This is a genomic window from Ruegeria sp. HKCCA6837 (assembly GCF_013034475.1).
GTDB lineage: Bacteria > Pseudomonadota > Alphaproteobacteria > Rhodobacterales > Rhodobacteraceae > Ruegeria.
The window spans coordinates 632,532-658,120 of the sequence record NZ_WQGD01000001.1 but is presented as its reverse complement, the minus strand read 5'-3'; the positions used below and the strand labels follow the sequence as shown (position 1 = coordinate 658,120).

Below are 25,589 nucleotides of genomic sequence, written 5' to 3'. Positions count from 1 at the left end.
CTGCGCAATCAGCCAGTTGGATCACACCATCATCTCTTTTGTCGCGGTCAGGTTTAGCGCCGGATAGTCGCGAACGACCCGGTCGATGTCCCATTGCAGGCGCGTCAGATAGACGATGTCACCGTCATGATCATGGGCGATGTGCTGCTTGTTGGCGTTGACGAACTTATCGACCTCGGCCTTGTCACCGCTGACCCATCGGGCCGAGGTGAATTGCGACGCCTCGAACCGAACGGGCAAGCCGTATTCCATCTCAATCCGGCTGGCGAGCACTTCGAATTGCAGCGCGCCGACAACGCCGACGATAAAGCCCGACCCGATTGAGGGTTTGAACACTTTGGCCGCGCCTTCTTCGGCGAATTGCATCAGGGCTTTTTCCAGATGTTTGGCTTTCATCGGATCGCCCGCACGGACGCCCTGCAGCAGTTCTGGCGCAAACGAAGGAATGCCCGTCACGCGCAGCGCCTCGCCCTCGGTCAGCGTATCGCCGATGCGTAGTTGGCCGTGGTTCGGGATGCCGATGATGTCCCCGGCCCAAGCCTCTTCGGCCAGTTCGCGGTCGGATGCAAGGAACAGAACCGGATTCGAGATCGCCATGGGCTTTTTGGACCGCACATGCGTCAGCTTCATGCCACGTTTGAAGTGACCTGAAGCCATACGGACAAAGGCAACCCGGTCGCGGTGCTTGGGGTCCATATTGGCCTGCACCTTGAAGACAAAGCCTGCGACTTTCTTTTCGTCGGGCGCAATCTGACGCGGTTCCGCCGATTGAACCTGCGGCTGTGGGCCATAAGCACCGATACCTTCCATCAGCTCTTTGACGCCAAACGAGTTGATCGCCGAACCAAACCAGATCGGGGTCATGTGGCCTTCCAAAACCGCCTGCGGGTCAAGTGCTGGCAGCAGTTCACGCGCCATCTCGACCTCTTCCAGCAGTTTTTCCAGCAGATGCTCGGGCACATGTTCGGCCAATTTAGGATCGTCCAGCCCGTTGATCTGGATGCTTTCGGCCACCTTGTTGCGGTCAGCGCGGTCCATCAGTTCCAGCCGGTCACGCAGCATGTCGTAACAGCCGATGAAATCACGGCCCACGCCAATCGGCCAAGCGGCTGGCGTGACGTCGATGGCTAGCATTTCCTGAATTTCGTCGATGATCTCGAACGTATCGCGGCTTTCCCGGTCCATCTTGTTACAGAAGGTCAGGATCGGAAGATCGCGTAGACGGCAAACCTCGAACAGTTTCTGCGTCTGGCTTTCCACACCTTTCGCACCATCGATCACCATGACGGCCGCGTCCACCGCAGTCAGCGTGCGATAGGTATCCTCGGAAAAGTCCGAGTGACCGGGTGTGTCCACCAGATTGAAGCGGAAATTGTCATAGTCGAACGACATGGCCGATGCGGAAACCGAGATGCCCCGATCCTTTTCCATCTGCATAAAGTCCGACCGCGTCCGCCGTGCCTCGCCCTTGGCGCGCACCTGACCGGCCATCTGGATCGCGCCCCCGTAAAGCAGGAACTTTTCCGTCAGCGTCGTCTTGCCCGCATCCGGGTGCGAGATGATGGCGAATGTCCGGCGGCGGGCAATCTCGGGCGGCAGGGTGGGTCGGTTCGAGGTATCAAGCATGAGCGCGCGTATATGCGGGGAAACCTGCCGAAGCAAGACAAAGGGGGTGGTTCGAATCGTGAGGGTATGGCAATAAGAACATATAGTGAACAAATAATGGAGAGGATCAATGAATTTGAAAGAGATTGCAGATGAACTGGTCGCCGGATGCCGTGAGGATCGCGCCAAGGAAAACCTATCAAAGCTATACGCTCCGGATGCCGTTTCGGTCGAAGGGCAGGATTTTCAGGGAATGGGGCGCGAAACCCACGGTGTGGAAGCCATACGTGGCAAGCATGAGTGGTGGGAAAGTGCCCATGAAGTGTCGGGTGCTTCCGTTAGTGACCCGTTTCCCCATGGTGACGACCGTTTTGCCGTGATTTTCGAAGTGCAGGGCACTGTGAAAGAAACCGGAGAAGCCTTCGATATGCGCGAAGTGGCCGTTTACCACGTCGCCGACGGCAAAATCGTACGGGAAGAGTTCTTTTACTGATCAACGATCCGTTTCTGGTCTTCCCTGTCTGGCCGGTGCTAGACATGCGGCAATGACTGACAGGGAGGATCCGATGGATCTGGGAATTCAAGGAAAGCGCGCGCTGGTTTGCGCCAGCAGCAAGGGATTGGGGCTGGGCTGCGCAGAGGCTCTGGCAGAAGCGGGCGTTGATCTGGTGATGAACGCCCGTGGTTCTGACGCGTTGGAGGCTGAGGCCGCGCGACTAAGGTCAGAGCACGGCGTCGAGGTGCAAGCCGTCGCGTGTGACGTGACAACTGCCGAGGGTCAGGCACAGGTGATCGAAGCCGCGCAGGGCGTTGATATTCTTGTGACAAATGCAGGTGGTCCCCCTCCGGGGCTGTGGTCAGACTGGGATCGTGATGATTTCATTGAGGCGTTGGATGCCAACATGCTAACGCCAATTGCGTTTATGAAAGCACTGTTGCCCGGAATGATCGACAAAGGATGGGGGCGTGTCGTCAACATCACTTCACAGTCGGTGCGTGCTCCGATCCCGGCCTTGGGTTTGTCGAATGCAGCGCGTACGGGGCTGACTGGATACGTGGCGGGTACGTCGCGTCAGGTTGCGCCCTTTGGGGTCAATATCAACAACCTGTTGCCGGGCATTCATGCCACCGATCGGGCGGATTCTTTGGATGGCAGTGTCGCAGCGCAACAAGGTATTTCGATCGATCAAGCGCGTGCAAATCGAGCCGCCACTATTCCTGCACGTCGTTACGGTACACGGCAGGAATTTGGTGCTGCTTGCGCGTTTCTCTGTTCGAAACAGGCGGGTTTCATAGTTGGGCAGAACATTCTGCTGGACGGCGGCGCCGGAAACATGACGATGTAAAAATGGCTCAGAATTTCTCTTTGAAGGACCAGTTGTTCAATGCGGAAAAAACCCGCTATCTCGCGGGGTTGTTTGATGCAGCTGACGCGTCTTTTGATGCCGAGGCGTTTCATGCGCAGGTTATGTCGCGCCTGCTGGAACTGGAACTGAAAGAGAGAATGGTGTGGATTTCAGACTGCCTGCAACAGGCAGTGCCGGGCGATTTGCCAGCGGTTGCCCCTGTCATCCTGCGCGCCTTGCCGCCGCCTTTGGACCCCTCGAAGACAGATGATGATTTCGGGGATTTCATTTTTGGACCGTTGGGCGAGTGGGTTGCAGAGATCGGGCTGGATCACGTTGATCTGGCTTTGGATGTGCTGGAAGAGTTGACCCAGCGGTTTTCCATGGAATGGGCCATTCGCCCGTTTCTGAACCATGATCCAGACGCCGTACTAAAGCGAATGCAGACATGGTGCAGCCATGGCAGCTATCATGTACGCCGGTTGGTGAGCGAGGGCACGCGGCCCCGGTTGCCTTGGGGACAGGGGATTGGTCTTGATCTGGCCGATCCGCTGCCGCTGCTGGACCGGCTGCACGAGGACGGCACACGCTATGTTACCCGGTCTGTGGCCAATCATCTGAACGACATCACCAAGAAAAACCCTGATCTGGTTCTGGAACGCTTGGAAAAGTGGCGCGCTGATGGGCGGCAGAACATGGCTGAGTTGGACTGGATGACCTCACATACGTTGCGCGGACTGGTCAAAGCAGGACACCCCGAGGCGATGAAGGTTTTGGGGTATGACCCTGAGGCCAAGGTGGCGGTGTCAGTGGATCTGACCTCAGAGGCCCGGATCGGCGGGGCGCTGGAGTTTTCAGTTGCCCTGACCGGCGCAGGTGAGCAGCCTGTTCTGGTGGATTATATTTTTCATTTCCAACGTCCTGGTGGAAAAATCTCAGCCAAAGTTCACAAACTCAAACAGACGTCGCTTAAAAATGGTCGCTTGCACCTGAGCAAACGCCACAAGCTGAAGGGCGACGCCACAACGTTCAAACTGGTACCCGGCGCGCATCGGCTTGAGGTGCAGGTGAACGGCAAGGTCCGCGCGGGCGTGGATTTCGAATTACTGGGCTCGACCTGAAAAGAAACACTCACGCTTTTGTCAAAAGCAAAGGCTTTGGATTGCTTGGCGCGGCTTGCTGCATTACCTGCGAAGAAACCATGTTTGAGGGGAAGACTGCGATGAAGCACGAGTCGGTGCAGAATTACTATGGTGAGGTCCTGCAAAGCAGCGCGGACTTGCAGACCAACGCGTGCTGTACGCCTGATGACATGCCGGATCATGTCAAAAAGATCCTTTCGAAAATCCATGACGACGTGCTGACCCGGTATTACGGCTGCGGTCTGATCGCGCCTTTGGACCTTGAGGGCATGTCGATCCTCGATCTGGGCTGCGGCGCGGGGCGGGACGTCTATGCCTTGTCGGCTATGGTGGGTGAAAACGGGCGGGTTGTCGGTGTGGACATGACGCCCGAGCAATTGGACGTTGCCCGTGCGCATCTGGACTATCATGCCAAAGCCTTTGGCCATGCCAAAAGCAACGTTGAATTCCATCACGGGTTTATCGAAAAGCTGGATGAGCTGGATTTGGAGCCCGGATCGTTCGACATCATCGTGTCGAACTGCGTGATCAACCTGGCGACCGACAAGGATGCGGTTCTGCGCGGCGCGCATCGGCTGCTGAAAGAGGGTGGCGAGATGTATTTCTCGGACGTCTACGCAGACCGCCGTATCCCGCAGGCGATGGCCGAGGATGAGGTTCTGTATGGAGAATGCCTGTCGGGCGCGTTGTACTGGAATGATTTCCTGTCGATGGCCCGCAAGGCCGGTTTCGGCGATCCACGACGCGAGACTCACCGTCCATTGACTATCGAAAACCCCACACTCGAAGCACGTGTGGCACCGCTTAAGTTCCTGTCGGCCACGTATCGATTGTTCAAACTACCCGCGCTGGAGTCGGCTTGCGAAGACTATGGCCAGGCGGTGGTCTACAAGGGCACCGTGCCCAACGCACCGCATGAGTTTGTTCTGGACGATCACCACATCATCGAAACCGGCAAGGTCTTTCCGGTCTGTGGCAACACGTGGATGATGTTGCAGGATACGCGTTTCGCGCGGCACTTTGATTTTTTCGGTGATTTCTCGACCCATTACGGCATCTTCGAAGGCTGCGGTGGTGAAAGCCCGTTCGAAGCCGTGGGTGAGACAGCATCTTCGGGCGGAGGTTGCTGCTGATCCCTTGCACCTAAGGGGCGGGGTTGCTATCCCCGCCTAAGCCCGATGGATTTGATCGGGAAAGGCAATTGGGGTCCATCGGTGACAGGTAACGCAACTCCTCCACGTCTGGAAATTCGCAATATTATCCGCCGGTTCGAAGGGCGGGTGGTTGTTGATGACGTGTCGTTGACCGTGCAGGCGGGCAAGGTGACGTGTTTGCTGGGGCCTTCGGGCTGCGGCAAATCCACGACGCTGCGTATGATCGCCGGGGTCGAGATGCAGGACTCGGGCGAGATCTACGTAGATGGCAAGCTGATCTGCGACACGGTTTTCCGGGTGCCGCCGGAACGGCGTGAGATTGGCCTGATGTTTCAGGATTTCGCGCTGTTCCCACATTTGAGCGTGGCCAATAACGTGGCGTTTGGCTTGAAGGGCAGCAAGGACGAAAAACGCGCCCGGGTTGAAGAATTGCTGCGCAAGGTAGACCTGATGCGCTTCATCGACGGATTTCCGCATCAGTTGTCGGGCGGGGAGCAGCAGCGTGTGGCACTGGCCCGCGCATTGGCACCACAACCCCGGATCATGTTGATGGACGAGCCGTTTTCCGGCCTCGACAACCGTCTGCGTGATGGCATTCGGGACGAAACGCTGTCTATCCTCAAGGAAGAGGACGCCGCCGTTCTGCTGGTCACGCACGAGCCGGAAGAGGCGATGCGCATGGCGGATGAGATCGCGCTGATGCGGCGTGGTAAGGTGGTGCAGCAAGGCGCTCCTTACAACGTATACACGCGACCTGCGGATAAGGCTGCGGTGGCCTTTTTCAGCGATGTCAACGTTTTGCAGGCGCAAGTGAATGGGGCGCTGGCAGATACGCCGTTTGGTCAGTTTCTTGCGCCCGGCATCCCGGACGGCACGGATGTCGAGATTGTATTCCGCCCCCAGCACGTCAAGTTGGATTTTGACCGCAACGGAAAGGGACCTTTGCCCACGCCGACAGATGGTGTGGCTGCGCGGGGTGTGGTCGAGCGTGCGCGTTTTTTGGGAAATGAAAGCCTTGTCGAGTTCCGCATGGATTATGACGGCTCAATCCTCAAGGCGACGGTTCCAAATGTTTTTGTACCAGGGCCGGGTCGCGTTATGTGGCTGACCATTCGCCGTGACAAATGTTTCGTTTTCCCTGACAGCAAAAGCTGATCTGACGATTTCCGCCTGAGTGGTGCGCGAAAGCCTCAGAATGCAGGCCCGCGTCGCTTGCCGCAACGCAGACCGGGGTCTATCAAGGGCCAAACGCGGGGGTAAATCGAGCACATGCGTATTCTTCTGACCAATGACGACGGAATCAATGCTCCGGGCTTGATCACGCTTGAGGCAATCGCAGCCGAACTTGCCGGACCGGATGGCGAAGTTTGGGTGGTTGCGCCTGCCTTCGAACAATCAGGGGTCGGGCATTGCATTAGCTACACCCATCCCACGATGATCGCCAAGCTCAGCGAGCGACGCTATGCGGCCGAAGGGTCGCCTGCGGACTGTGTATTGGCTGGGTTGCATGATGTAATGGTGGACTGCCCGCCGGATTTGGTCTTGTCGGGCGTAAACCGGGGCAACAACTCGGCTGAGAACACACTTTACTCAGGCACGATTGGTGGTGCGATGGAAGCGGCGCTGCAAGGCGTTCCGGCAATTGCACTGTCTCAGTATTTCGGCCCACGTAACCTGGGGCTGGATGATCCGTTTGAGGGCGCTGCGCGCTTTGGCGCCGACCTGGTCCGGCGTATTCTGGATGCCACTCCGGCAGAGCAGGGCGATTACCGCCTGTTCTACAACGTGAATTTCCCGCCTGTGCCAGCAGATGAGGTGCTGGGCACACGCGTAGCGGCACAGGGTTTCCGGCGTGATACACATTTCTCGGTCGAGCCACACAGTTCGCCCTCGGGGCGGCGGTTCCTGTGGATCAAGGGCGGTTATCAGCACAACCCGACGGCGCCGGGCACCGATGCGGCGGTCAATTTGGAAGGTTACATTTCGGTCACGCCGATGCGCGCCGACTTGACCGCGCATGACATGCTGGAGACATTGAAGGCAGTCGAATGAGCGGACTGGACCCCGAAACCGTAATGCAGTTCCTGTTTGCCCTGCGCAAACGGGGCGTGACCGATACGCGTGTTTTAGCGGCAATGGAGCAGGTGGATCGGGGGCGGTTTGTCACTGGCCTGTTTGCGGATCGCGCTTACGAGGACATGCCGCTGCCAATCGCCTGCGGTCAGACAATCAGCCAGCCTTCGGTTGTCGGGCTGATGACACAGGCGCTGGATGTGCGGGCGCGGGACACCGTGCTCGAGATCGGAACCGGCTCGGGCTATCAGGCGGCGATCCTGTCGAAACTAGCGCGCCGTGTCTATACCGTCGAACGTCACCGGCGGCTGGTGAGCGAAACGGGCAAGCTGTTTACCGATTTGGGCCTGACCAATGTCACCGCCATGTTGTCTGATGGATCCTTCGGTTTACCGGAACAGGCACCGTTTGATCGGATCATTGTGACAGCCGCAGCCGAGGACCCTCCGGGCCCGCTCTTGGCGCAGCTTAAAATCGGGGGTATTATGGTTTTACCCGTGGGGCAGTCGGATGCGGTGCAGCAGTTGATCAAAGTGACACGCACTGAAACCGGTCTGGACTATGATGAATTGACGTCAGTTCGTTTTGTGCCTCTGCTTGAGGGGCTTGGGAAGGACGAGAAGTAACAGGCTTTGTGAGTTGGTCGCCGGAACCCCGGAAAACAGGGGCAGGCTTTGAGGACAGAATTATGAAAGCAGTATCCAAATCATCTATGCGCCGCTGTGCAACCGGACTGGTCGCTGTGGCAGTTCTGGCCGGGTGTGAAGGGCCTTTGGACTATGATTTGCGCGGGCAAGTCGGCGGGTTCTCGACCACCGATGCGGCGCTGTCGGCCACTCCGTCGCGGCCCACACCGGACAGTCGGGGCGTGATCACCTATCCTAACTATCAGGTTGTCGTGGCCCGACGAGGCGACACGGTGCGGGACGTGGCCGCACGGGTGGGCCTGCCGGAAGGGGAATTGTCACGCTTTAACGGTCTGCAGACAACCGACACCTTGCGCGAAGGCGAAGTGCTGGCGCTGCCGCGGTCAGTGGGTGCAGGAAGCGGAGTGGATATCGCCTCGGTGGCCGGAAATGCAATCGATCAGGCCCCGGATACAAACTCGGTTCAGACAACGACGTTGGAACCTGCGAAACCAGCGACATCCCCGGCTCCAGTGACCTCGGGGCCGGAGCCGGTTCGGCACAAGGTGAAGAGGGGCGAGACAGCCTATACCATCTCGCGGCTCTATCAGGTGCCGGTTGAAGCCTTGGCGGAATGGAACGGGTTGGGGCCAGATTTCACCGTGCGCGAAGGTCAGTTTCTGCTGATCCCGGTCAAGAACCAACCAGCGCCAAGGCAAAGCGCTGCTGCCGCAGCACCTGTTGCGGCAACGGAAGTGACCGAGCCGGGGCAGGGCTCGCCCACGCCGACGCCGCCAAGCGCAACTCAGCCTCTGCCTGAAGAAGATGTTGCGCCGCTGGCCGAGGCCCCCGATGTGACAGCCGAAGCCCCAACCAATACGCGGTCTTCAGCTTTGTCTCTGCCGGTAAGCGGCACCATCATTCGTGGGTATAACAAAGGCAAGAATGAAGGTATCGACATCGCAGCGGCACCCGGCACGGCGGTGACGGCGGCCGACGCGGGCACTGTTGCGGCAATTACGGCGGACGCGGATCAGGTTCCGATCATCGTGGTCAAGCACAAGAACGATCTGCTGACAGTCTATGCCAATGTCGATGATATCACCGTCAAGAAAGGCGACCGAGTACGTCGTGGCCAAAAGCTTGCGCAGCTGAGGGGCGGAGACAATGCCTATGTGCATTTTGAAGTGCGCAAAGGGTTCGAGTCAGTCGATCCAGAGCCTTACCTGAAATAAGGGAAATAGCCCGTTTCGGGCCATGCTTTTCGCGCAAAGACTAGGAAAAGATTAAACCTGTCAATCGTTTGGGTCGTAGTCGCTCAGGCGTTTGCCAGGTTCATCGGCAAAGACTTCCGGCAGAGGTAAGACGGATTCGATCAGGTCGATACGGAAGACCCGGAAACCCTGACGCAGCTCGCACCAGGCCGTGAGGGTCCAGACGCGGCCCCAATACTCCATGTGCAGCGGGCGGATAGTGCGGTTGGTGAGAACCCCGTCGATTCTGCGATAGGACAAGCGGAGTTTCTGGCGTGATTTGATGGCCGCGCGGATCGGGGCCATATGTGCCAGCCCGCGGGCGGCATCGGCAAAGGGGTAGACTGCGAATTTCCACGTGTCAGCTTCGGCCACAACCTGCGTCGGTAGAACCGCGTCGATTTTGTCAGCCAGCGCGTTGGCGGCGGCTTTAAGTTCCGGGTCGGCAGCTTCCGCCACGATGGCCATGCCAAGGTTCAGCGCCTCAAGCTCGGCTGGGGTCAGGTTCAAAGGGGGCAGAGTAATCTGCTCGCGCACCATGTAGCCTACGCCGCGCTCGCCTTCGACCGGAACACCCGAAGCCACCAGCGTGTCCATGTCGCGATAGATGGTGCGGACCGACACCTCAAGCCGGTCCGCAATGTCCTTCGCACGGTGCAGTTTGCCGTCGCGCAGGATCTGGATGATATCAAATAGGCGATCCGTGCGGCGCATGTCACGCCGCCCAGACTGCGCCTAGGCAGTCATGTTCCATAGCACATTCTCGTGACGCATCTGAATGCTTTCAGGGTTGATGGCCGCCATCATACCGGCGCAAAAGTCCTGTTGTGGGAATTGTGCGGCGGCGTCCTTGGCCGCCTTCATGTCCGTCCAGATGACATAGTCAGTCCAGCGACCGTCTTCGCCCTGGCTCAACTGGCGGTTGGCAAAGCCCGGTGCGCTGCGCACAAAGGCTTCTGAGGCTTGGCTGAGCTTCACAAACTCTTCCGGTGTAGTGCCATTGGCGAGGGTGAAGGTGACGATTTCAGCAACATGGGTCATTTGGGTCTCCGTTGACCAGGTTTCGATACCGTCTACTTATGCGTACCCAACTGACATAAACCTGTCAGTTGAGAAATACGAGCCCTTAGATTCTTTCAGATCACATCAAATTTTGCCTTCAATCCGCTTCTGATCTCTTTTTACAAAAAGCCTCCGGGCGTAAACACAGAGCCAGTTCATATTCCCGGCGTTCATTCGCGCCGACGAAAAAGGAGAAAAGACATGCTCAACAATATCGGCCTTCCCGGTCTTCTGCTGATCGCCGTTGTGGTTCTGGTTCTGTTTGGTCGCGGCAAGATCAGCTCGCTGATGGGCGAAGTTGGCAAAGGCATCACCGCGTTCAAAAAAGGCGTGAAGGACGGAACGGAAGAGCTGGAACAGGATGCGTCCGAGATCGCCAAGGACGTGACCCCCGAAACCGAGAAAGACAAGGCGTAAGCGCAGATGTTTGATCTGGGCTGGACCGAACTTCTGGTCATCGGCATCGTCGCCCTGATCGTTGTGGGGCCGAAGGACCTGCCGGTGCTGTTCCGCAATGTCGGGCGTTTTGTCGGCAAAGCCCGTGGCATGGCGCGCGAATTCAGCAGCGCCATGAACGAGGCTGCGGATCAGGCTGGCGTGAACGAGATCAAGAAAGGTCTCAACGCCGCCGCGAATCCTGTGGGTTCTGCCGTGGACGGTGTCAAACAAGCCGCGCAGGACATGGCAAAAAGCATCGATCCCACTAAATTCGATCCTGACAGCGAAACCGGCAAACTGGCGGCAGAACGGGCCGAGCAGGCCAAGAAAATTCAGGCCACCACAGCACGTGCCGCTGCCGAGCGCAAAGCCAAGGAAGCCGCCGACGCACTGGCCAAGGCGGAAGAGGCCGAAGCCGCGCTGAATACTGAAAGCAAGACATGAGCAAGACCGACGAGATCGAAGATACCTCGGCGCCCCTGATCGAGCATCTGGCCGAGCTGCGCACACGGTTGATACACTGTGTCGTGGCATTTCTGGTCGGTATGATCATCTGCTTTACCGTGGCCACGCCGCTTTTTAACTTTCTGACAAATCCCCTGTGCGAGGTTCTGACCGAGCGTGGACAGGATTGCGGCCTGATTTTCATCTCGCCGCAGGAAGGTTTTTTTGTGGCTATCAAGGTCTCGTTGCTGGGCGGGTTTATTCTGGCGTTTCCCTATATAGGGATGCAGATGTGGCGCTTTGTGGCGCCTGGTCTCTACAAGTCGGAAAAGAACGCGTTTTTGCCCTTTATGCTGGCCTCGCCCTTCATGTTCCTTCTGGGCGCAAGCTTTGCGTTCTATGTCGTCACGCCACTGGCCTATGATTTCTTTCTTGGGTTTCAGCAGTTCGGCGCCGAAGGTGAAGCCGTAGCAGATGGTGCAACTGCTGCACCCCTGAGCGTGGTTTTCCAGGGCTCAGCACAGGAATACCTGAACCTGACGATCAAGTTCATCGTGGCTTTCGGACTGTGCTTCCAACTGCCGGTTCTTTTGACCCTCATGGGCAAGGCGGGACTGGTCAGCGCCGAAGGGCTGGGTGCCGTGCGCAAATATGCCGTCGTAGGCATTCTGGTTTTAGCGGCCATTGTCACGCCCCCTGACGTGATCACTCAGATCATCCTCTTTGTTGTGGTTTATGGTCTCTACGAAATTTCGATCTTTTTGGTAGCCCGGGTTGAACGGAAGCGAGAAGAACAATTGCGCGCCGACGGCTACTACGACGATGAAGAGGCCGAAGCGGATGAAGACCTTATGCAGGAGTTCGAAGACAAGAAGTAATCTGCTGAGAAAACAACAAAGGCGCGCCACATCTGGGCGCGCCTTTTTCGTTGGTGGGCCTTGTTGCGTCAATCAGAACATGCTTTGAACCCATCAGAATTGACCGGAGGACCCGATGGACGACCAAGCTTTGAACCGCATCGCCGCTGCATTGGAACGCATGGCACCGGCGCCTCTGGCAACGCCGGATTTCAACGCGGCACCGGCTTTTGTCTGGCATGTGGAACCAGAACGTCTGGAACCGGTGGAGCAGGTCAACCGCGTCGATTTGGACTTATTGGTCGGCATCAACCGGTCGCGCGATACCTTGCTCGACAACACACGCCGGTTTGCTGCCGGGTACAAAGCGAACAACGCGTTGTTGTGGGGCGCTCGGGGAATGGGGAAGTCCAGCCTGGTAAAGGCCGTCCACGGCACGCTCAGCACGGATCACCCGGATCTGAAACTTGTAGAGCTACAGCGTGAAGATATGGCTTCAGTCGCGCGCCTGTTGAATCATCTGCGCCCCGCCCCGTACCGGTTCATCCTGTTCTGTGATGACCTGTCGTTCAGTCATGATGACCAGCACTACAAGTCGCTCAAGGCCGTTCTGGATGGAGGCATCGAAGGCCGACCCGAGAACGTGGTGTTCTATGCCACTTCGAACCGCCGTCATCTGATGCCACGGGATATGATCGAAAACGAACGCTCCAGCGCCATCAACCCATCCGAGGCGGTTGAGGAAAAAGTCTCGCTGTCCGACCGTTTCGGTCTTTGGTTGGGTTTCCATCCCTGTGATCAGGACGAATACCTTGCCATGATTGACCGGTATTGCGCGGCCTATGGTGTGTCAGCCGATGCAGATACCCTGCGGGCTGAAGCGATCGAATGGCAAGCTACGCGCGGTTCGCGCTCGGGCCGTGTCGCATGGCAGTTCTTCGTCGATCTGGCCGGGCGCAATGGCGTCCATATCGCCTGATCCCAGCTTCATCTGGCTAAAAATACCTCCGCCGGCGGCATGGCCCGATAGGGCCATTTCCTATAGCAGCGCCAGAATGCGCGCGGCTTCACTTGCCGTGCTGTTCAACGCATCCCGGTCTTCTCCGGGATGAAACCTTGCACGTACAGCGGTGGGCATCGGTGCAGGTTCGACAATTGAAACGCGCGGACCGGTGCGTTCGGTTTCCGCGGCCCAGCTACGGGCCAGAGCCATCTGCGCCGCCTTGGTGGCCCCATAGATGCCATAGAATTTTTCACCAACCTTCGGATCGTCAAAGAACACCGCGTGGCCGTTTTCACCCAGCAGGGGCGTAACGTAGGGTATCAGAACCGAGGTCGCATTGGCGTTGGTGTTAACGGCCTTTGCCCACTCTTTCGGATCAATGAAATGAGTTGGTGTCAGGGCCGAGGTATGGATAGCGGTGTGCAACCAGAGATCCACCTTGCCCCATCGGTCGTGAATTCCTCTGCACAAGGTTGCCATGGCATTTGGATCGGTGATGTCCATAGGGGCCAGCGTTGCCGAACCTCCCTTGGCCTTTATCCGGTCGTCCAACTCTTCCAGTCCGCCAGTGGTGCGCGCGACTGCAACTATGTGATACTCGGGCGCCAACGCTTCGGCCAGGGCAGCGCCCAACCCGCGAGAGGCCCCGGTGACAAGGGCGATTTTGGTCTGATCGGTCATGGCTGCGGTTTGAACTCCTGCGCGCAGGGCGTCAAGTCGCGATTAGCTGCCGGGAATGGTGATCCGCTTGGTCTGGCCGCTTTGTCGCAGCATAATGCCATGTTCATCAATCGCAACAACCGTACCCGAAGCAACTCGGCTGCCGGTTTTCACCTCTTTTACTCGTCCCGACGAAAGTCGCATGAGGGCCCGCATCTCGGCCTTTGGTCCAAAGACGCCAAGGACCGACACGGAGTTCTTCTTCAACGCGCCCCGCTGGGTGGCCGCGCTTTTGACTGTTGCATTCGACATGATCTGCGGTCTGGACCGTAGCCCAAACCCCTTTTAGTGAGTGGTGTGGGCCAACTACCAAAACCAAAGCGCAAGCAAAAGCGCATCACACACAGATGTCATCGAGACAAAAATGCCCTACGAAAAAGCCCCTGAGATCACACGGCATTCACCGCTGAGTTGTGGCAAAAAACCACTCATCGAAACGGCCCGAACTGAATGCTGTCGTCACGTTACCAAAGCGAATCATCCGCCCTTAGCACCGTGGGGTAAAGGTGAACCCGTTTAGCCAGAAGCCAGCTTTGCCGCGTTCCACGACCCGCCGGGCACCTGCATGTCTGCACGCTTCTGGCTGACGCGGCTGCTGTTTTCCAGATTGTCCAGATAATCCTCGCTGACGCTGCCGGTGATATAATTGCCGTCAAAGCACGAACAGTCAAAGGCGTCGATCTCGGGGTTGCCTTCCTTGGCGGCCCAGATCAGGTCATCCAGATGCTGATAGAACAGAGCATCCGCGCCCAGTTCTTCGCGGATCTCCTCGATCTCTTTTCCGTTTGCGATCAACTCGGCCTTGGTCGGCATGTCGATGCCGTAAACGTTGGGGTATTTCACCGGGGGCGAGGCGCTTGCGACATAAACTTTCTTGGCACCCGCGTCGCGACACATCAGCACAATTTTTTTGATGGTATTGCCGCGCACGATGGAATCGTCGATCAGCAAAACGCTGTGGCCATCAAATTCCAGCGGAACGGCGTTCAACTTGCGGCGAACGGATTTCTGCCGTTCTGCCTGGCCAGGCATGATGAAGGTGCGCCCGACATAACGGTTTTTCACCAGGCCTTCGCGATAGGGGATTCCGGTGATCTTGGCTGCTTCCAATGCCACGGGGCGGGCACTATCCGGTACAGGGATGATCCGGTCGATTTCCAGACCAGATTCCTGAATCTGCTTGGCCAGTGTCTGCCCCATACGCATTTGGGTTTTGTACACCGAAACCCCGTCCAGCAATGAATCCGGACGGGCGAGGTACACGTATTCAAAGATACAGGGCGTCAGCTTGCCTTCGACGGCCTGGAATTCGTGCATGTTGCCGTCCAGATCGATCAAGATCGCTTCACCCGGGCGCAGATCGCGCAGCTTTTCAAAGCCGTTGATGCCGAAGGCTACGTCTTCTGAGGCAAACGCATAGTCATCGCCCTGGCCATCGACCTCGCGCTTTGCAACCGACAGAGGACGAATCCCAAACGGATCGCGGAAGGCCAGCATCCCGACGCCCGCGACCAGACATATCACGGAATAGGCGCCCTGAACGCGTTCCATTGTCATCTTCACACCTGCAAACAGGTTGCGGATGGGTTCCGCATTGCCGTTTACCTTGATCGCGTCCGCCACCTTGTCGGCCAGCACGTTCAGCAGGATTTCGGAGTCTGAGGTGGTGCGCAGATGGCGGCTGTATTTGCCGGTAACCTTCTCGCGCTGCTCGGCAGTGTTGGTAATGTTGCCGTTGTGAACCAGATAGATGCCATAAGGCGCGTTTACAAAGAACGGCTGCGCCTCGGCCGCGCTAAGCGAACCTGCGGTGGGATAACGGACATGGCCCATGCCAACATGGCCCAGAAGGGTTTCGGCGTCCTGAGCATTGAACACGTCCTTGACCAACCCGTTGGCCTTCTTTTCGCGGAAAAACTCGCCATTGAAGGTCACGATCCCCGAGGCATCCTGACCTCGGTGCTGCAGCATAAGCAGCCCGTCATAGATCTCGGCAAACACATCATGTGTCCGGCTTGCGATTCCCAAAATCCCACACATGTACGGGGCTCCAACTTCTATGACGATTTTATCTGAGGACTGACCGCTTTTCGGAGTCGGGCCGTCTGCAAAGCGTATGCGGATGTCTTGGTAGCAGGTGAAATTGACGCCAATAGGGCGACTATCATCACGACCAGCGCGCATTCATGCAGAAAGAACAAGATCGGTGGCTCCGATTCCGTGGCGGGTTGGCCTCCACATAAAGCCTAATGACCGGGCTGTCATCAAAGGATCACACTCACCTATTGCCGCAGGCGGAAATATTCGCCGGAATCGTCTTGTGACGAAGGTGATGACATGCACAGACATATATGCTGTCATGCTAAAGAATATCCGCAAGTTTGGAGTAGTAGAGCACGCAGAGGACCCGAATGTGGCAGCATAAGTCTCAACAGAACAAGCAGGAACGCATCAAACAACGGTGTCATCGCTGCCGGGGCATGGGGCGCGCGCCTTGTCAGATCTGCAACGGAGCTGGTGAAGTTGCCAAAGGTCGCGATATTCTGGGTAAACCCATCTTTAGCCGATGCGATGGCTGTTTCGGACTGAAAACCATCCGATGCACCGTATGTGGTGGCGAAGGTTTCAACTGACCGGCATTAAAAAAGCCCGGACAAATCCGGGCTTTTCGGTGAAATCCAAACGAATGAACGCTTAACCTTCGGCAGGTGCCGTGGTTGCAGGCTGGGCGTTGTCTGCGGTGCAGCTGGCTACCAGCTCTTCATATTGCGCCGTAACCCAGCCCAAAGCGGCTTCGGGATTTTGTTCTTCGATCTGACCGCTGAACTGTTCGAACACCTTGGCCGAGCGGCTTTCGTCAACGATTGTGTAAGATTGGCCGGTCATGACGGTGTCGTAGACAAAGAAGGCAATCGCAACCAGCAGAATGCCCCTTGCGATGCCAAAGAACAGACCAAGCGCCTGATCCAGACCACCCAGGGCCGAGCGTTGCACCAGTGACGAAAACAACGGCGTGAAAATGCTGACCACGATCAGCGCCACGGCAAAGACTGCAGCAAAGCCGGTGATGACCGAAAGCTCGCAACTGTCGCGTAAGAAATCTCCGACAACGGGGATCTCCTTTACCAGTGGGACAGCCTGCGGAGCAAAGATGAACGCCAGGACAGCCGCTGCGACCCAGCCTGCAATGGCAAGAACCTCGCGCATGAAGCCACGTGAGTAGGCCAATATGCCCGACACCACGATGATCAGGGCGACGACCCCGTCAATTATTGTAAAACCTTCCATGGCCCTCGCCTGTTCGTTTTCTGCCCCTCAGGGCGCGACTTTAACCTGCTCCGAAGGTTTCGCCAACAAACCCAACCAAATCAGAGGGTCGGGTGAGTGACAGACCTGCCACAGTGCCGGTTTTGCCACCTGCCGGAGCAATTGCCGCTGTGAAACCAAGTTTTTGTGCTTCTTTCAACCTGTTTTCTGCCTGCGGGGCAGGTCTAAGTGCCCCAGATAGCGAGATTTCTCCGAAAACGACGGTGTCGGCGGGCAGGGCGGTGTCTTCACGCGCGCTGAGTAACGCAGCGGCAACTGCGAGGTCGGCGGCGGGTTCGGTGACCTTTAGCCCTCCGGCCACATTTAGATAGACATCGAGGCCTGCAAACGGGATTCCGCAACGCGCCTCGAGCACAGCAAGGATCATGGCCAGCCGCCCGCTGTCCCATCCAACAACCGTGCGGCGGGGCTGGGAATGGGGCGAAGGGGCGACAAGGGCCTGCAATTCGACCAAAACGGGGCGGGTGCCTTCGATGCCTGCAAAGACAGCTGAACCGGGGCTGGGCGTGCCTCGTTCCGACAGGAACAGGGCAGAGGGGTTCGTGACCTGAGCCAGCCCTTTGCCAGTCATCTCGAAGACACCGATCTCGTCCGCCGGGCCAAAGCGGTTCTTGACGGCGCGCAGGATGCGGAACTGGTGGCCGCGCTCGCCTTCGAAATACAGCACCGTGTCGACCATGTGTTCGACCACGCGGGGACCGGCAATCTGGCCCTCTTTCGTAACGTGGCCGACCATTATGATCGAGACACCGTGCCGTTTCGCAAATGTGGTCAGTTCATGTGCTGCGGCGCGGACTTGAGACACCGAGCCGGGGGCGCTGTCCACGTTGTCGGCCCACATGGTCTGGATCGAGTCGATGATCGCCAGACCGGGCTTTTCGGCCTCAAGCGTCGTAAGGATGTCGCGCAGATTGGTTTCTGCCGCTAGTTGAACTGGCGCGTCCTCCAAACCCAGACGACGCGCACGCATCCGGACCTGAGCGCTGGCTTCTTCGCCCGAGACGTAGATGGTTTTGACGCCAGCGCGCGCAAACCGGGCAGCAGCCTGCAAAAGCAGCGTGGATTTACCGATGCCCGGATCTCCGCCCACAAGAAGGGCAGAGGCCGGGACCAGACCACCGCCCAATACCCGGTCAAGCTCCTCGACCCCGCAAAGGGTGCGGGGCGGCGGGGTTTCCTCGGTCGACAAATCCGTGAGTGCAATGGACTGGCCGCGTTTGCCGCCGAGGGATTTCTTGGTCGGGCCAGCCGAAAGCGGCACGTCCTGAACGATGGTGTTCCATTCGCCACACGCGTCGCAACGCCCGGACCACCGCGTATGTGTTGCTCCGCAGGCCGAGCAGGAGAAAGAAGTCGTCTTTGCCATGCGGCCTTTGGTGCCCGAGCTTGGGCTGTTCTTCAAGCCCTTACGGGCTTTCTTCACCGCCGGTGGCGTGCTGTGACCTCAGGCCCGGACGGGCCATCGCCCACAGCGGGCGCTGACGCGCCTATTCCGCCGCCCGAGGGGGAGACATTGCAACCACGCTGGACGCCTTTGAGGCGCTGTCTTTGCGCGGTGTTTGCAACTGAGTCGACAGTTCGGGCAACAGCTCGAACAGTTCATCGCGAAGGCGTGCCAATTGCGATTTGGCGATGGTCTCTTCCATTTCCACGTCGCGCGTCCATTGGCGCAATTCGTTCTGGATGACCTGAGCTTCCTCCAAACGCTGCTGGAACAGCTCAATCTCTTGCTGCCGTTGTTGCAGGAACATCTGCGCACGTTCAACCCGGGCGTCGCCATAGGTCTCGGCCAGTTCCTGGCTGATCTGGCTCATCTGCGCGGCCAGTTCCAGAATCTCTGGTTCCAGCGATTGCAGATCAGGGTGCTGGCGCAGAAACGCCATACGCTCTTTGACCGCGTCGAACTCGGAGGACATCATGAACAGCCCGCCTCGGTCAGCAGCATGGGCCATCTGATACGCGTTTGCGATGTCATGCATATTGAGGGCAAACCTGCGATGGCTGTTTTCCAATGCCATCATTCGTGCGTTTGCGGGCAGGTAGAATGCCAACATAAGAATCAGTGCGGTCAGCCCGATCTGGATGAACATCCCGGCATCCGTCGCCGGTCCGTCGCCGAATCCGGCCTGCATCGAAAGCCAGGGCAACACGCCCGCAGCGGATAAAATCGTGGTTGAAACGGCCAGCAGGGCCGCCATGCAAATCAGTAAAAAAGTCAATCTTAAAAAGGCATTCTGACATTGCAATGTGATGTTATGGAGGGCGGCCATGGTCGTCGAACTCCTTTTTCAAACCGGAACACACCGGGCCGAAGCGGAGGAAGATCAAACAACTTAGGGCGATCCGCTGCGGACCCGAAAACTACAAATCTTAACTGCTCGAAATATAAAGATGATACTTAGATATGTGTTTTCAATCAATTAGGTCTGAGCTTTTCGTGAACCAGATGTCATCTCTGTAATATGACCCAGTGCGATGGAAGCCAGAATGCAGGCCGTGAACAGATAAAGACCCCATGCGGTCTCAACGGTGGCGTAAGAGATGCCCTTGGCCAATGTGATGTAAAGCGCGATCAGAAAAATGTCTGCCATGGCCAGTTTACCGAGGATGTTCAGCGCGGGTTGGACGCGGGCGTCCAGCAGGTTCCATTGGATCAGCGCGGTGCCGATGGTTTTGATGTAGGGGGCGAAGAGGGCGAAGATGGTGACGATCAGTGCGAGGAAGATGTCGGATTTCCACAAGGACTGGAGCCCGGTGATGACGCTGATTTCGCTGAGGCCGAAGATCGGCAGGAACCCCGCGCGCATCAGCGGAGCGAACCACGCGATGGGGTAGAGGATCAGGAGCGAGAGGGTGGCGAGGCGGAGGGTCATTCTCTTACTATTTGTCAAATAAGAAGGAATAAACAGATCAGAAAACAAGCGACGTCCAGATTTAAACGTGAACTATCCCATTTGCGTAAATAGTCTCTGCGCCTGTACAGCCCGACCACGAGGAAGAGTGAACCAATAATAAAGTTAGGTAAGAGCAGTTCTGTAGTTTGAGACCAGAAAATGACAACGAGCGTGAGAGATAAAAGAATTAAGAAGGCTGACCAAGCAAAAACAGCTCTCTTGAGGCTAAATTTGTCCTTAGGCTTAACACTGACAGCTTTTATTTTCTCAGGCCGTTCGAGTGTCGCGGTGTTGGATGACCATAAGCTTTTGTAAGCTGGCTTGGTGCCTTTTGCTATAGAGCCAACGGTTTCGGCGACAACAAGGCTGCCTACATAGTAGATGCCTAAATCTCTGACAAAGTTAGAGGTTTCAAGCAGAGTCACTTCGCCGTTCACCGAACCGCCTCAATCGGCCCCTCCGCACTGCCACTAATGAACTGCTCGACATAAGGATCACCCGAGGCATCCATCTGCCCGACGGGACCGGTCCATTGGATGACGCCTCCGTGCAGCATAGCGACGTTGTCGGCAATCGCGCGGACTGAGCTCATGTCATGGGTGATGGTCATCGCGGTGGCGCCCATCTCGGTCACGATTTCTCGGATCAGGTCATTGATGACGCCGGACATGATCGGGTCAAGGCCGGTGGTGGGTTCGTCGAAAAAGATGATCTCGGGCTCGGCGGCGATAGCACGGGCAAGGCCCACACGTTTTTGCATCCCCCCTGACAGCTCGGCCGGAAAACGGTCGGCCACGTCGGACTTCAGGCCCACGCGCCGCAGTTTTTCGATAGCGATTTCGCGCGCTTCCTCGGTCGGACGTTTCAGAGAACCACGCAACAGGCGAAAGGCGACGTTTTGCCAGACGGTTAGCGAGTCAAACAAAGCCGCGCCCTGAAACAGCATCCCGAAGCGGGCCAGAAACGCGTCGCGGTCGCCTTTGCTGGCGTCTTTGCCGTCCACATAGATCATGCCGCTGTCGGGGTGTATCAGACCAAGGATACATTTCAGAGCCACCGACTTCCCGGTGCCCGACCCACCGATGATGACCATCGAGGTGCCCTTGGGGATCTCAAGGTTAAGTCCTTGTAATACGCGGTTGTCACCAAAGGCTTTATGTACGTTCTCCATCCGGATCATAGCGAGAAGAATACCCCTGTAAGAACGAAGTTTGCGGCCAGGATCAGCACGGCTGCGGCCTCGACCGAGCCTTTGGTGGCGCGGCCCACGCCCTGTGCACCGCGACCGGAATTCATGCCGTAGTAACAGCCCATGATCGCCGCGATCAGGCCAAAAGCTGCGCCTTTGACCAGCGATGAGACAATGTCGCGGGCTTCAAGGAAATCGACCGTGTTCTTCAGATAGGCCGCCGGATTAAAGCCCAGATTTTGAGTGGCAACCGTGTAGCCTCCCGCAATGCCGATGATATCGCCCACTGCGACCAGTGCGGGCACGGTGATCAACGCCGCCAAGACGCGGGGCGCAGTCAGGTATTTCATCGGATGGGTCGACAGCGTGACCAAAGCGTCGATTTGCTCGGTCACTTTCATCGTGGCAATCTCGGCTGCGATGGATGAGGTCACGCGGGCGGCAATCATCAGGCCGACCAGCACCGGGCCAAGCTCTCGCACCATACCGATGGCGACGATTTGGGGTACCACGGCTTCGGCGTTAAAACGCGCGCCGCCGGCGTAGATTTGCAACGCAAGCGCGCCGCCGGTGAAGATAGCGGTCAGGCCGACCACGGGCAGGGAAAGCCAACCGATATTAAGCAAGGCCATTCCGAACTCGCGCGGATAAAAAGGCGGGCGCAGGATATGCGAGATGGCATCCAGCGCAAACAGGGCCACCCGGCCAAAGGCTGCCAACAGGCTCAGTACAGCCCGGCCCAGCCCCCCAAGCGCGGAAATTGGGTTCATTCCACGTAGCCCCGCGAATAGCGATTGCCGAGAGATGTCAGTATTTCGTAACCGATTGTTCCGGCAGCTTCAGCCAGATCGTCGACAGTCTGGTGGCCGTTGAGAATGCGCAGGCGTTCCGGGTCGTTCGGCAAGTCGGTAACATCCACCGTGATCAGGTCCATCGAGATACGGCCGACCACCGGGCAAGGCTGGTTTCCGGCAAAAGTGTCAATCCCACCGCCGATGGCACGATGCAGGCCATCAGCATAGCCTGCCGCGACGGTCGCGATACGTGACGGGCGGCGTGCGACCCAGCTGTTGCCGTATCCGACGGTTTCACCCACCTCTAGTTGGCGAACCTGAATGACGGGCAGATCGACGGTGACAACCGGCTTGGCCCCAGCAAACGGCAGACCGCCATAAAGGCCGATACCCGGGCGGCAGAAATCGAAATGGAACTCTGGCCCCAGTAAGGTGCCTCCGGTTGCGGCCAGCGAACGCGGGGCAGTGATGCCGTCGGTCATCTCGCGGAAGGTCTTAAGCTGCTGATGGTTCATCGGGTGATCCGGCTCGTCCGAACAGGCCAGATGAGACATGACCACCGCCGGGTTCAAGGCCTCAGCCTTTGGGCGCAATTCGGCCCAGTCTGCGGGCTCCAGCCCCAGACGGTTCATGCCGCTGTCCAGTTGAATGCCGAATGTGTGGTCAGGGAGTGCTTGCAGGTGACGCTGGAACTGTTCGGCCGAGTTGATCAGAGGCGTCAGGTCGTGCGCGCACAGCAGATCCGTGTCGCCTTCCATATGCCCAGAAAAGACACCGATCATCGGGCCAGGTCCCACGGCCTCGCGCACGGCAGCACCTTCCTCGGCGGCGGCAACAAAGAATTTGCGAACGCCTTCTTCGGCCAGCGTGTCACTGACAGGCCCGACACCCAGCCCATAGGCATCGGCCTTGACCACGGCTCCGGTTTCAACCCCGGTCTTCGCATCAAGCGCGCGCCAGTTGCTGGCCAGCGCATGAAGATTGATCGTCAAACGTGCAGTACTCATGGCACTGTTCATGACATCGCGCTGTCCAAGGTCAAGAGGGAATGGTGCTTTTCTGTTGCGTATTCCGTTGCACGATGTTGCCAATCATCAGATGGCGCCGAAAACCATGACGTTTTAGCGGTTTTTCGCTGTGAATGGTTCGCTTTGCGATTGTTTTCACATTGGTGTTAAAGCGATCTTGCGAGAATGATCGTTCCATCATTGTTCAGTCAATGACAAAGCAGCGAGAATTGAGGAAGTCATGAAGTTTTCGACCGGGTTGGCTGATAGCCCCTTCAATGTGGCCCAGTTTTTCGAGGATGTTTTTGCGGCGTCTGAAGGCACGGATGAAGGCGTGGTCATTGGTGCCTTTGTGCAAGACCTGATCGACAGCACGCCATCAAAGGACCTGTTGGTCTGCACCGCGCATAGCGAAAGCCAACTGCTGGGCTGTGCCATCTTTTCGCGCATCATGTTTCCGCAGGACGCGCGTTGCGTATTCATCCTGTCGCCCATGGCGGTTAGGACAGACAATCAAAAGACTGGCGTGGGGCAGGCATTGATCTCTTACGGGTTGGACTGCCTGCGCGCAGCTGGTGTGGATGTGGCGCTGACCTATGGCGATCCCGGGTACTATTGCAAAACCGGCTTTGGTCAGATCTCTGAGACAACCGCGCAACCGCCGCTGGCGCTGAGCCATCCGCACGGATGGCTGGGGCAGTCATTGGATGGTCAGGATCTGACACCGCTGAAAGGCCCGTCGCGCTGCGTGCCCGCATTGAACAATCCATCGCTTTGGTGAGGGGAATCGTGCGGTACGCGAAAGGACCTGTCGCCAGTTCAGAGAATAATCGAGCATTGTCTTGTTGTTGTGAACATGGCGCGCCACCAGCTTCTTTTGCGGCCGTTGTCTTGGGATATGGCCGGCCATAATCCGCAGCGCCGGCGGCGATGCAGACCTGTTGCTGTGGAAGCTTTGTTCAGCGGTTCTAACACAGCGTGGCTGATGCGCCATCGCTTCGGCCGGAGGAACAGGAAAAGTCAGAGACCGCCTGTTCAGTAGCCTTCGATCTCGCCACCCTGCTGCCAGGGTTTGACCAGATTGCCAAAGCGTGTGAACTGGGCTTCGAACGAAAGCTCGACGGTGCCAATGGGACCGTGGCGTTGCTTGCCGACAATGACCTCGGCCTTGCCGTGCAGGCGTTCCATCGCCTGCTTCCACTCTTCCATCTTTTCCAGCTCGTGATCACCGGGCTTTTCGCGTTCCTTGTAGTATTCCTCGCGGAACACAAACATCACCACATCGGCATCCTGCTCGATCGAGCCCGATTCCCTAAGGTCGGACAGTTGCGGGCGTTTATCGTCGCGGTTTTCGACCTGACGGCTCAGCTGTGACAGGGCGATGACCGGGATATTCAGTTCTTTGGCGATGGCCTTCATACCCATCGAAATCTCGGCAATCTCGTTCACGCGGTTGTCGGACATTCCTCGGCAAAGCTGCAGATAGTCGATCACCAGAAGGTCCAGACCATGCGTCCGCTTGAGCCGACGCGCACGGGCGGCAAGCTGCGAGATCGGCAGTGCCGGGGTGTCATCGATGAACAGGGGGCAGGCTTCCAATTCCTTGGCCGCGTCCACGAAGCGGCGGAACTCGGCCTCGGTCATATCGCCTTGACGGATCTTGTGCGAGGAAATCTCGGACGCTTCGGCCAGCACACGGCCCGCCAACTGCTCGGCGCTCATCTCAAGTGAGAAGAACCCGACCACACCACCGTCAATCGCGCCTTCCGAGCCATCCGGCTTCTGTCCGCGTTTGTAGGCTTTGGCCACGTTGAACGCTACGTTCGTCGCCAGCGAGGTTTTCCCCATCGACGGACGCCCGGCCAGAATGATCAGGTCAGAGGGGTGCAGGCCCCCAAGCTGTTTGTCCAAGTCGGCCAGACCGGTGGAAATCCCCGCCATTCCACCACCGCGCTGGTACGCTTCATTGGTGACGTTGACGGCTTCTGTGACCGCCTTCAGGAAGGATTGAAAACCTTGTTCGGTCTGGCCCTGCTCGGAAAGCTGATAAAGCTGCTGCTCGGCTTCGACGATCTGTTCTTTGGGCTCGCTGCTGACTTCGACTCGCGCGGCCTTGTCCGAGATATCGCGGCCAAGACGTATCAACTCGCGCCGAATGGCGAGGTCATAGATCATCTGGGCGTAGTCATGCACAGCAAAGGCGCTGATCGAGGCACCGGCAAGCTTGACCAAATAGGCCGGGCCGCCCAGCTCCTTCAAGCCTTCATCTTCGCCCATGAAGGATTTCAGTGTGACCGGTGAGGCCAGCGCGTTTTTAGCGATGCGGGCGGCGGCGACTTCATAAATCCGGGCATGAACCGGATCATAGAAATGCTCGGCCCCGATGATCGAGGCGACCCGGTCATAGAGGTCGTTATTGGTCAGGATCGCGCCCAGAAGCTGCTGTTCAGCCTCAATGGAATGCGGCATGGTTTCTGCGTTTTGAATCTGTGCCGCTGCTTGCTCGATACTGCTGATCTCGTTCATTGCTGCTCTCACCGTCCCTTGGGACATGGTCCATAGCTTAGCCCTGCGAGTCGGGGCAAATTGTATGTTTTCTGGGGATATGCTGTGAATATCTCCGGGCCCCATCATCTTGAAGCATGACGGGGCTGT

Annotated in this window: 28 protein-coding genes; 13 read left to right on the top strand and 15 right to left on the bottom strand. The window is 57.6% G+C overall.

Annotated elements, in window-relative coordinates:
- Positions 1–21 precede the first annotated feature (21 nt).
- On the bottom strand, positions 22–1,626 hold the full coding sequence (locus tag GOV91_RS03220) for a peptide chain release factor 3 (RefSeq protein ID WP_171234405.1): 1,605 nt from the start codon (positions 1,624–1,626) through the stop codon (positions 22–24).
- 109 nt (positions 1,627–1,735) lie between these two features.
- Between GOV91_RS03220 and GOV91_RS03215 the strand changes: the two genes are divergently transcribed.
- The 8 genes from GOV91_RS03215 (at position 1,736) to GOV91_RS03180 (ending at position 9,181) form a co-directional block, all read left to right on the top strand.
- A complete protein-coding gene (locus GOV91_RS03215) occupies positions 1,736–2,098 on the top strand; it encodes a nuclear transport factor 2 family protein (protein ID WP_171179893.1) in 363 nt (120 codons plus the stop codon).
- 73 nt (positions 2,099–2,171) lie between these two features.
- Positions 2,172–2,951: an SDR family oxidoreductase gene (locus GOV91_RS03210; protein WP_171234577.1), complete on the top strand. Its 780-nt coding sequence runs from the start codon at positions 2,172–2,174 to the stop codon at positions 2,949–2,951.
- Positions 2,952–2,953: 2 nt separating this feature from the next.
- Positions 2,954–4,072, top strand: a complete 1,119-nt coding sequence (locus GOV91_RS03205) for a hypothetical protein (protein WP_171234404.1) — start codon at positions 2,954–2,956, stop codon at positions 4,070–4,072.
- A 101-nt stretch (positions 4,073–4,173) separates the two neighbouring features.
- A complete protein-coding gene (locus GOV91_RS03200) occupies positions 4,174–5,226 on the top strand; it encodes a methyltransferase domain-containing protein (protein WP_171234403.1) in 1,053 nt (350 codons plus the stop codon).
- A gap of 45 nt (positions 5,227–5,271) precedes the next feature.
- Positions 5,272–6,402: an ABC transporter ATP-binding protein gene (locus GOV91_RS03195; protein ID WP_171234402.1), complete on the top strand. Its 1,131-nt coding sequence runs from the start codon at positions 5,272–5,274 to the stop codon at positions 6,400–6,402.
- 114 nt (positions 6,403–6,516) lie between these two features.
- Positions 6,517–7,299 (top strand): 5'/3'-nucleotidase SurE, encoded by a 783-nt coding sequence (surE, locus tag GOV91_RS03190; protein ID WP_171234401.1) that lies wholly within the window; start codon positions 6,517–6,519, stop codon positions 7,297–7,299.
- Entirely contained in the window at positions 7,296–7,946 is a 651-nt protein-coding gene (locus GOV91_RS03185; RefSeq protein ID WP_171234400.1) for a protein-L-isoaspartate(D-aspartate) O-methyltransferase, read from the top strand. The genes surE and GOV91_RS03185 overlap by 4 nt, the downstream gene beginning before the upstream one ends.
- Before the next feature lie 62 nt (positions 7,947–8,008).
- Positions 8,009–9,181 (top strand): M23 family metallopeptidase, encoded by a 1,173-nt coding sequence (locus GOV91_RS03180; protein ID WP_171234399.1) that lies wholly within the window; start codon positions 8,009–8,011, stop codon positions 9,179–9,181.
- 60 nt (positions 9,182–9,241) lie between these two features.
- Here GOV91_RS03180 and GOV91_RS03175 read toward each other — a convergent pair whose 3' ends face one another.
- Both GOV91_RS03175 and GOV91_RS03170 read right to left on the bottom strand, forming a co-directional pair.
- Positions 9,242–9,913: a YafY family protein gene (locus tag GOV91_RS03175; RefSeq protein ID WP_171179907.1), complete on the bottom strand. Its 672-nt coding sequence runs from the start codon at positions 9,911–9,913 to the stop codon at positions 9,242–9,244.
- 21 nt (positions 9,914–9,934) lie between these two features.
- Positions 9,935–10,240, bottom strand: coding sequence for a hypothetical protein (locus GOV91_RS03170; protein WP_171234398.1), 306 nt, complete (start codon positions 10,238–10,240; stop codon positions 9,935–9,937).
- Positions 10,241–10,462: 222 nt separating this feature from the next.
- Here GOV91_RS03170 and GOV91_RS03165 point away from each other — a divergent pair, with 222 nt between their 5' ends.
- The 4 genes from GOV91_RS03165 to GOV91_RS03150 all read left to right on the top strand — a co-directional run bounded on the left by GOV91_RS03165 (position 10,463) and on the right by GOV91_RS03150 (position 12,979).
- The gene (locus tag GOV91_RS03165) at positions 10,463–10,678 is read left to right on the top strand and encodes a twin-arginine translocase TatA/TatE family subunit (RefSeq protein ID WP_171179912.1); all 216 of its coding nucleotides are present in this window, start codon (positions 10,463–10,465) and stop codon (positions 10,676–10,678) included.
- 6 nt (positions 10,679–10,684) lie between these two features.
- Positions 10,685–11,143, top strand: a complete 459-nt coding sequence (gene tatB / locus GOV91_RS03160) for a Sec-independent protein translocase protein TatB (protein ID WP_171179914.1) — start codon at positions 10,685–10,687, stop codon at positions 11,141–11,143.
- Complete coding sequence (tatC, locus tag GOV91_RS03155; protein ID WP_171234397.1) at positions 11,140–12,021, top strand: twin-arginine translocase subunit TatC; 882 nt, start codon at positions 11,140–11,142, stop codon at positions 12,019–12,021. Before tatB ends, tatC begins: the two co-directional genes overlap by 4 nt.
- Positions 12,022–12,136: 115 nt before the next feature.
- The gene (locus GOV91_RS03150) at positions 12,137–12,979 is read left to right on the top strand and encodes an ATP-binding protein (protein ID WP_171179918.1); all 843 of its coding nucleotides are present in this window, start codon (positions 12,137–12,139) and stop codon (positions 12,977–12,979) included.
- 60 nt (positions 12,980–13,039) lie between these two features.
- Here GOV91_RS03150 and GOV91_RS03145 read toward each other — a convergent pair whose 3' ends face one another.
- The 11 genes from GOV91_RS03145 to alr form a co-directional block, all read right to left on the bottom strand.
- Complete coding sequence (locus GOV91_RS03145; RefSeq protein WP_171234396.1) at positions 13,040–13,684, bottom strand: SDR family oxidoreductase; 645 nt, start codon at positions 13,682–13,684, stop codon at positions 13,040–13,042.
- Between the two features lie 42 nt (positions 13,685–13,726).
- Positions 13,727–13,975, bottom strand: coding sequence for a hypothetical protein (locus GOV91_RS03140; RefSeq protein ID WP_171234395.1), 249 nt, complete (start codon positions 13,973–13,975; stop codon positions 13,727–13,729).
- A 264-nt stretch (positions 13,976–14,239) separates the two neighbouring features.
- A complete protein-coding gene (gene purF / locus GOV91_RS03135) occupies positions 14,240–15,763 on the bottom strand; it encodes an amidophosphoribosyltransferase (RefSeq protein ID WP_171234394.1) in 1,524 nt (507 codons plus the stop codon).
- Between the two features lie 654 nt (positions 15,764–16,417).
- On the bottom strand, positions 16,418–17,011 hold the full coding sequence (locus GOV91_RS03130) for a CvpA family protein (protein ID WP_171179926.1): 594 nt from the start codon (positions 17,009–17,011) through the stop codon (positions 16,418–16,420).
- Positions 17,012–17,051: 40 nt separating this feature from the next.
- Positions 17,052–18,416 carry a DNA repair protein RadA gene (radA, locus tag GOV91_RS03125; protein ID WP_171234393.1) on the bottom strand — a complete coding sequence of 455 codons (1,365 nt, stop codon included), beginning with the start codon at positions 18,414–18,416 and terminating at the stop codon, positions 17,052–17,054.
- A 121-nt stretch (positions 18,417–18,537) separates the two neighbouring features.
- Complete coding sequence (locus GOV91_RS03120; RefSeq protein ID WP_171234392.1) at positions 18,538–19,320, bottom strand: DNA repair protein; 783 nt, start codon at positions 19,318–19,320, stop codon at positions 18,538–18,540.
- A gap of 150 nt (positions 19,321–19,470) precedes the next feature.
- Entirely contained in the window at positions 19,471–19,923 is a 453-nt protein-coding gene (locus GOV91_RS03115; protein WP_171234391.1) for a paraquat-inducible protein A, read from the bottom strand.
- A gap of 14 nt (positions 19,924–19,937) precedes the next feature.
- Complete coding sequence (locus GOV91_RS03110) at positions 19,938–20,381, bottom strand: hypothetical protein (RefSeq protein WP_171234390.1); 444 nt, start codon at positions 20,379–20,381, stop codon at positions 19,938–19,940.
- Positions 20,378–21,124, bottom strand: coding sequence for an ABC transporter ATP-binding protein (locus GOV91_RS03105; protein ID WP_171179937.1), 747 nt, complete (start codon positions 21,122–21,124; stop codon positions 20,378–20,380). Before GOV91_RS03105 ends, GOV91_RS03110 begins: the two co-directional genes overlap by 4 nt.
- Positions 21,121–21,903 (bottom strand): ABC transporter permease, encoded by a 783-nt coding sequence (locus GOV91_RS03100; RefSeq protein WP_171234389.1) that lies wholly within the window; start codon positions 21,901–21,903, stop codon positions 21,121–21,123. The genes GOV91_RS03105 and GOV91_RS03100 overlap by 4 nt, the downstream gene beginning before the upstream one ends.
- Complete coding sequence (gene alr, locus GOV91_RS03095; protein WP_171179942.1) at positions 21,900–22,934, bottom strand: alanine racemase; 1,035 nt, start codon at positions 22,932–22,934, stop codon at positions 21,900–21,902. The genes GOV91_RS03100 and alr overlap by 4 nt, the downstream gene beginning before the upstream one ends.
- 241 nt (positions 22,935–23,175) lie before the next feature.
- Here alr and GOV91_RS03090 point away from each other — a divergent pair, with 241 nt between their 5' ends.
- Positions 23,176–23,715, top strand: a complete 540-nt coding sequence (locus tag GOV91_RS03090; RefSeq protein WP_171179944.1) for a GNAT family N-acetyltransferase — start codon at positions 23,176–23,178, stop codon at positions 23,713–23,715.
- A gap of 254 nt (positions 23,716–23,969) precedes the next feature.
- Here GOV91_RS03090 and GOV91_RS03085 read toward each other — a convergent pair whose 3' ends face one another.
- A complete protein-coding gene (locus GOV91_RS03085; RefSeq protein ID WP_171179946.1) occupies positions 23,970–25,460 on the bottom strand; it encodes a replicative DNA helicase in 1,491 nt (496 codons plus the stop codon).
- Between the last annotated feature and the right edge of the window lie 129 nt (positions 25,461–25,589).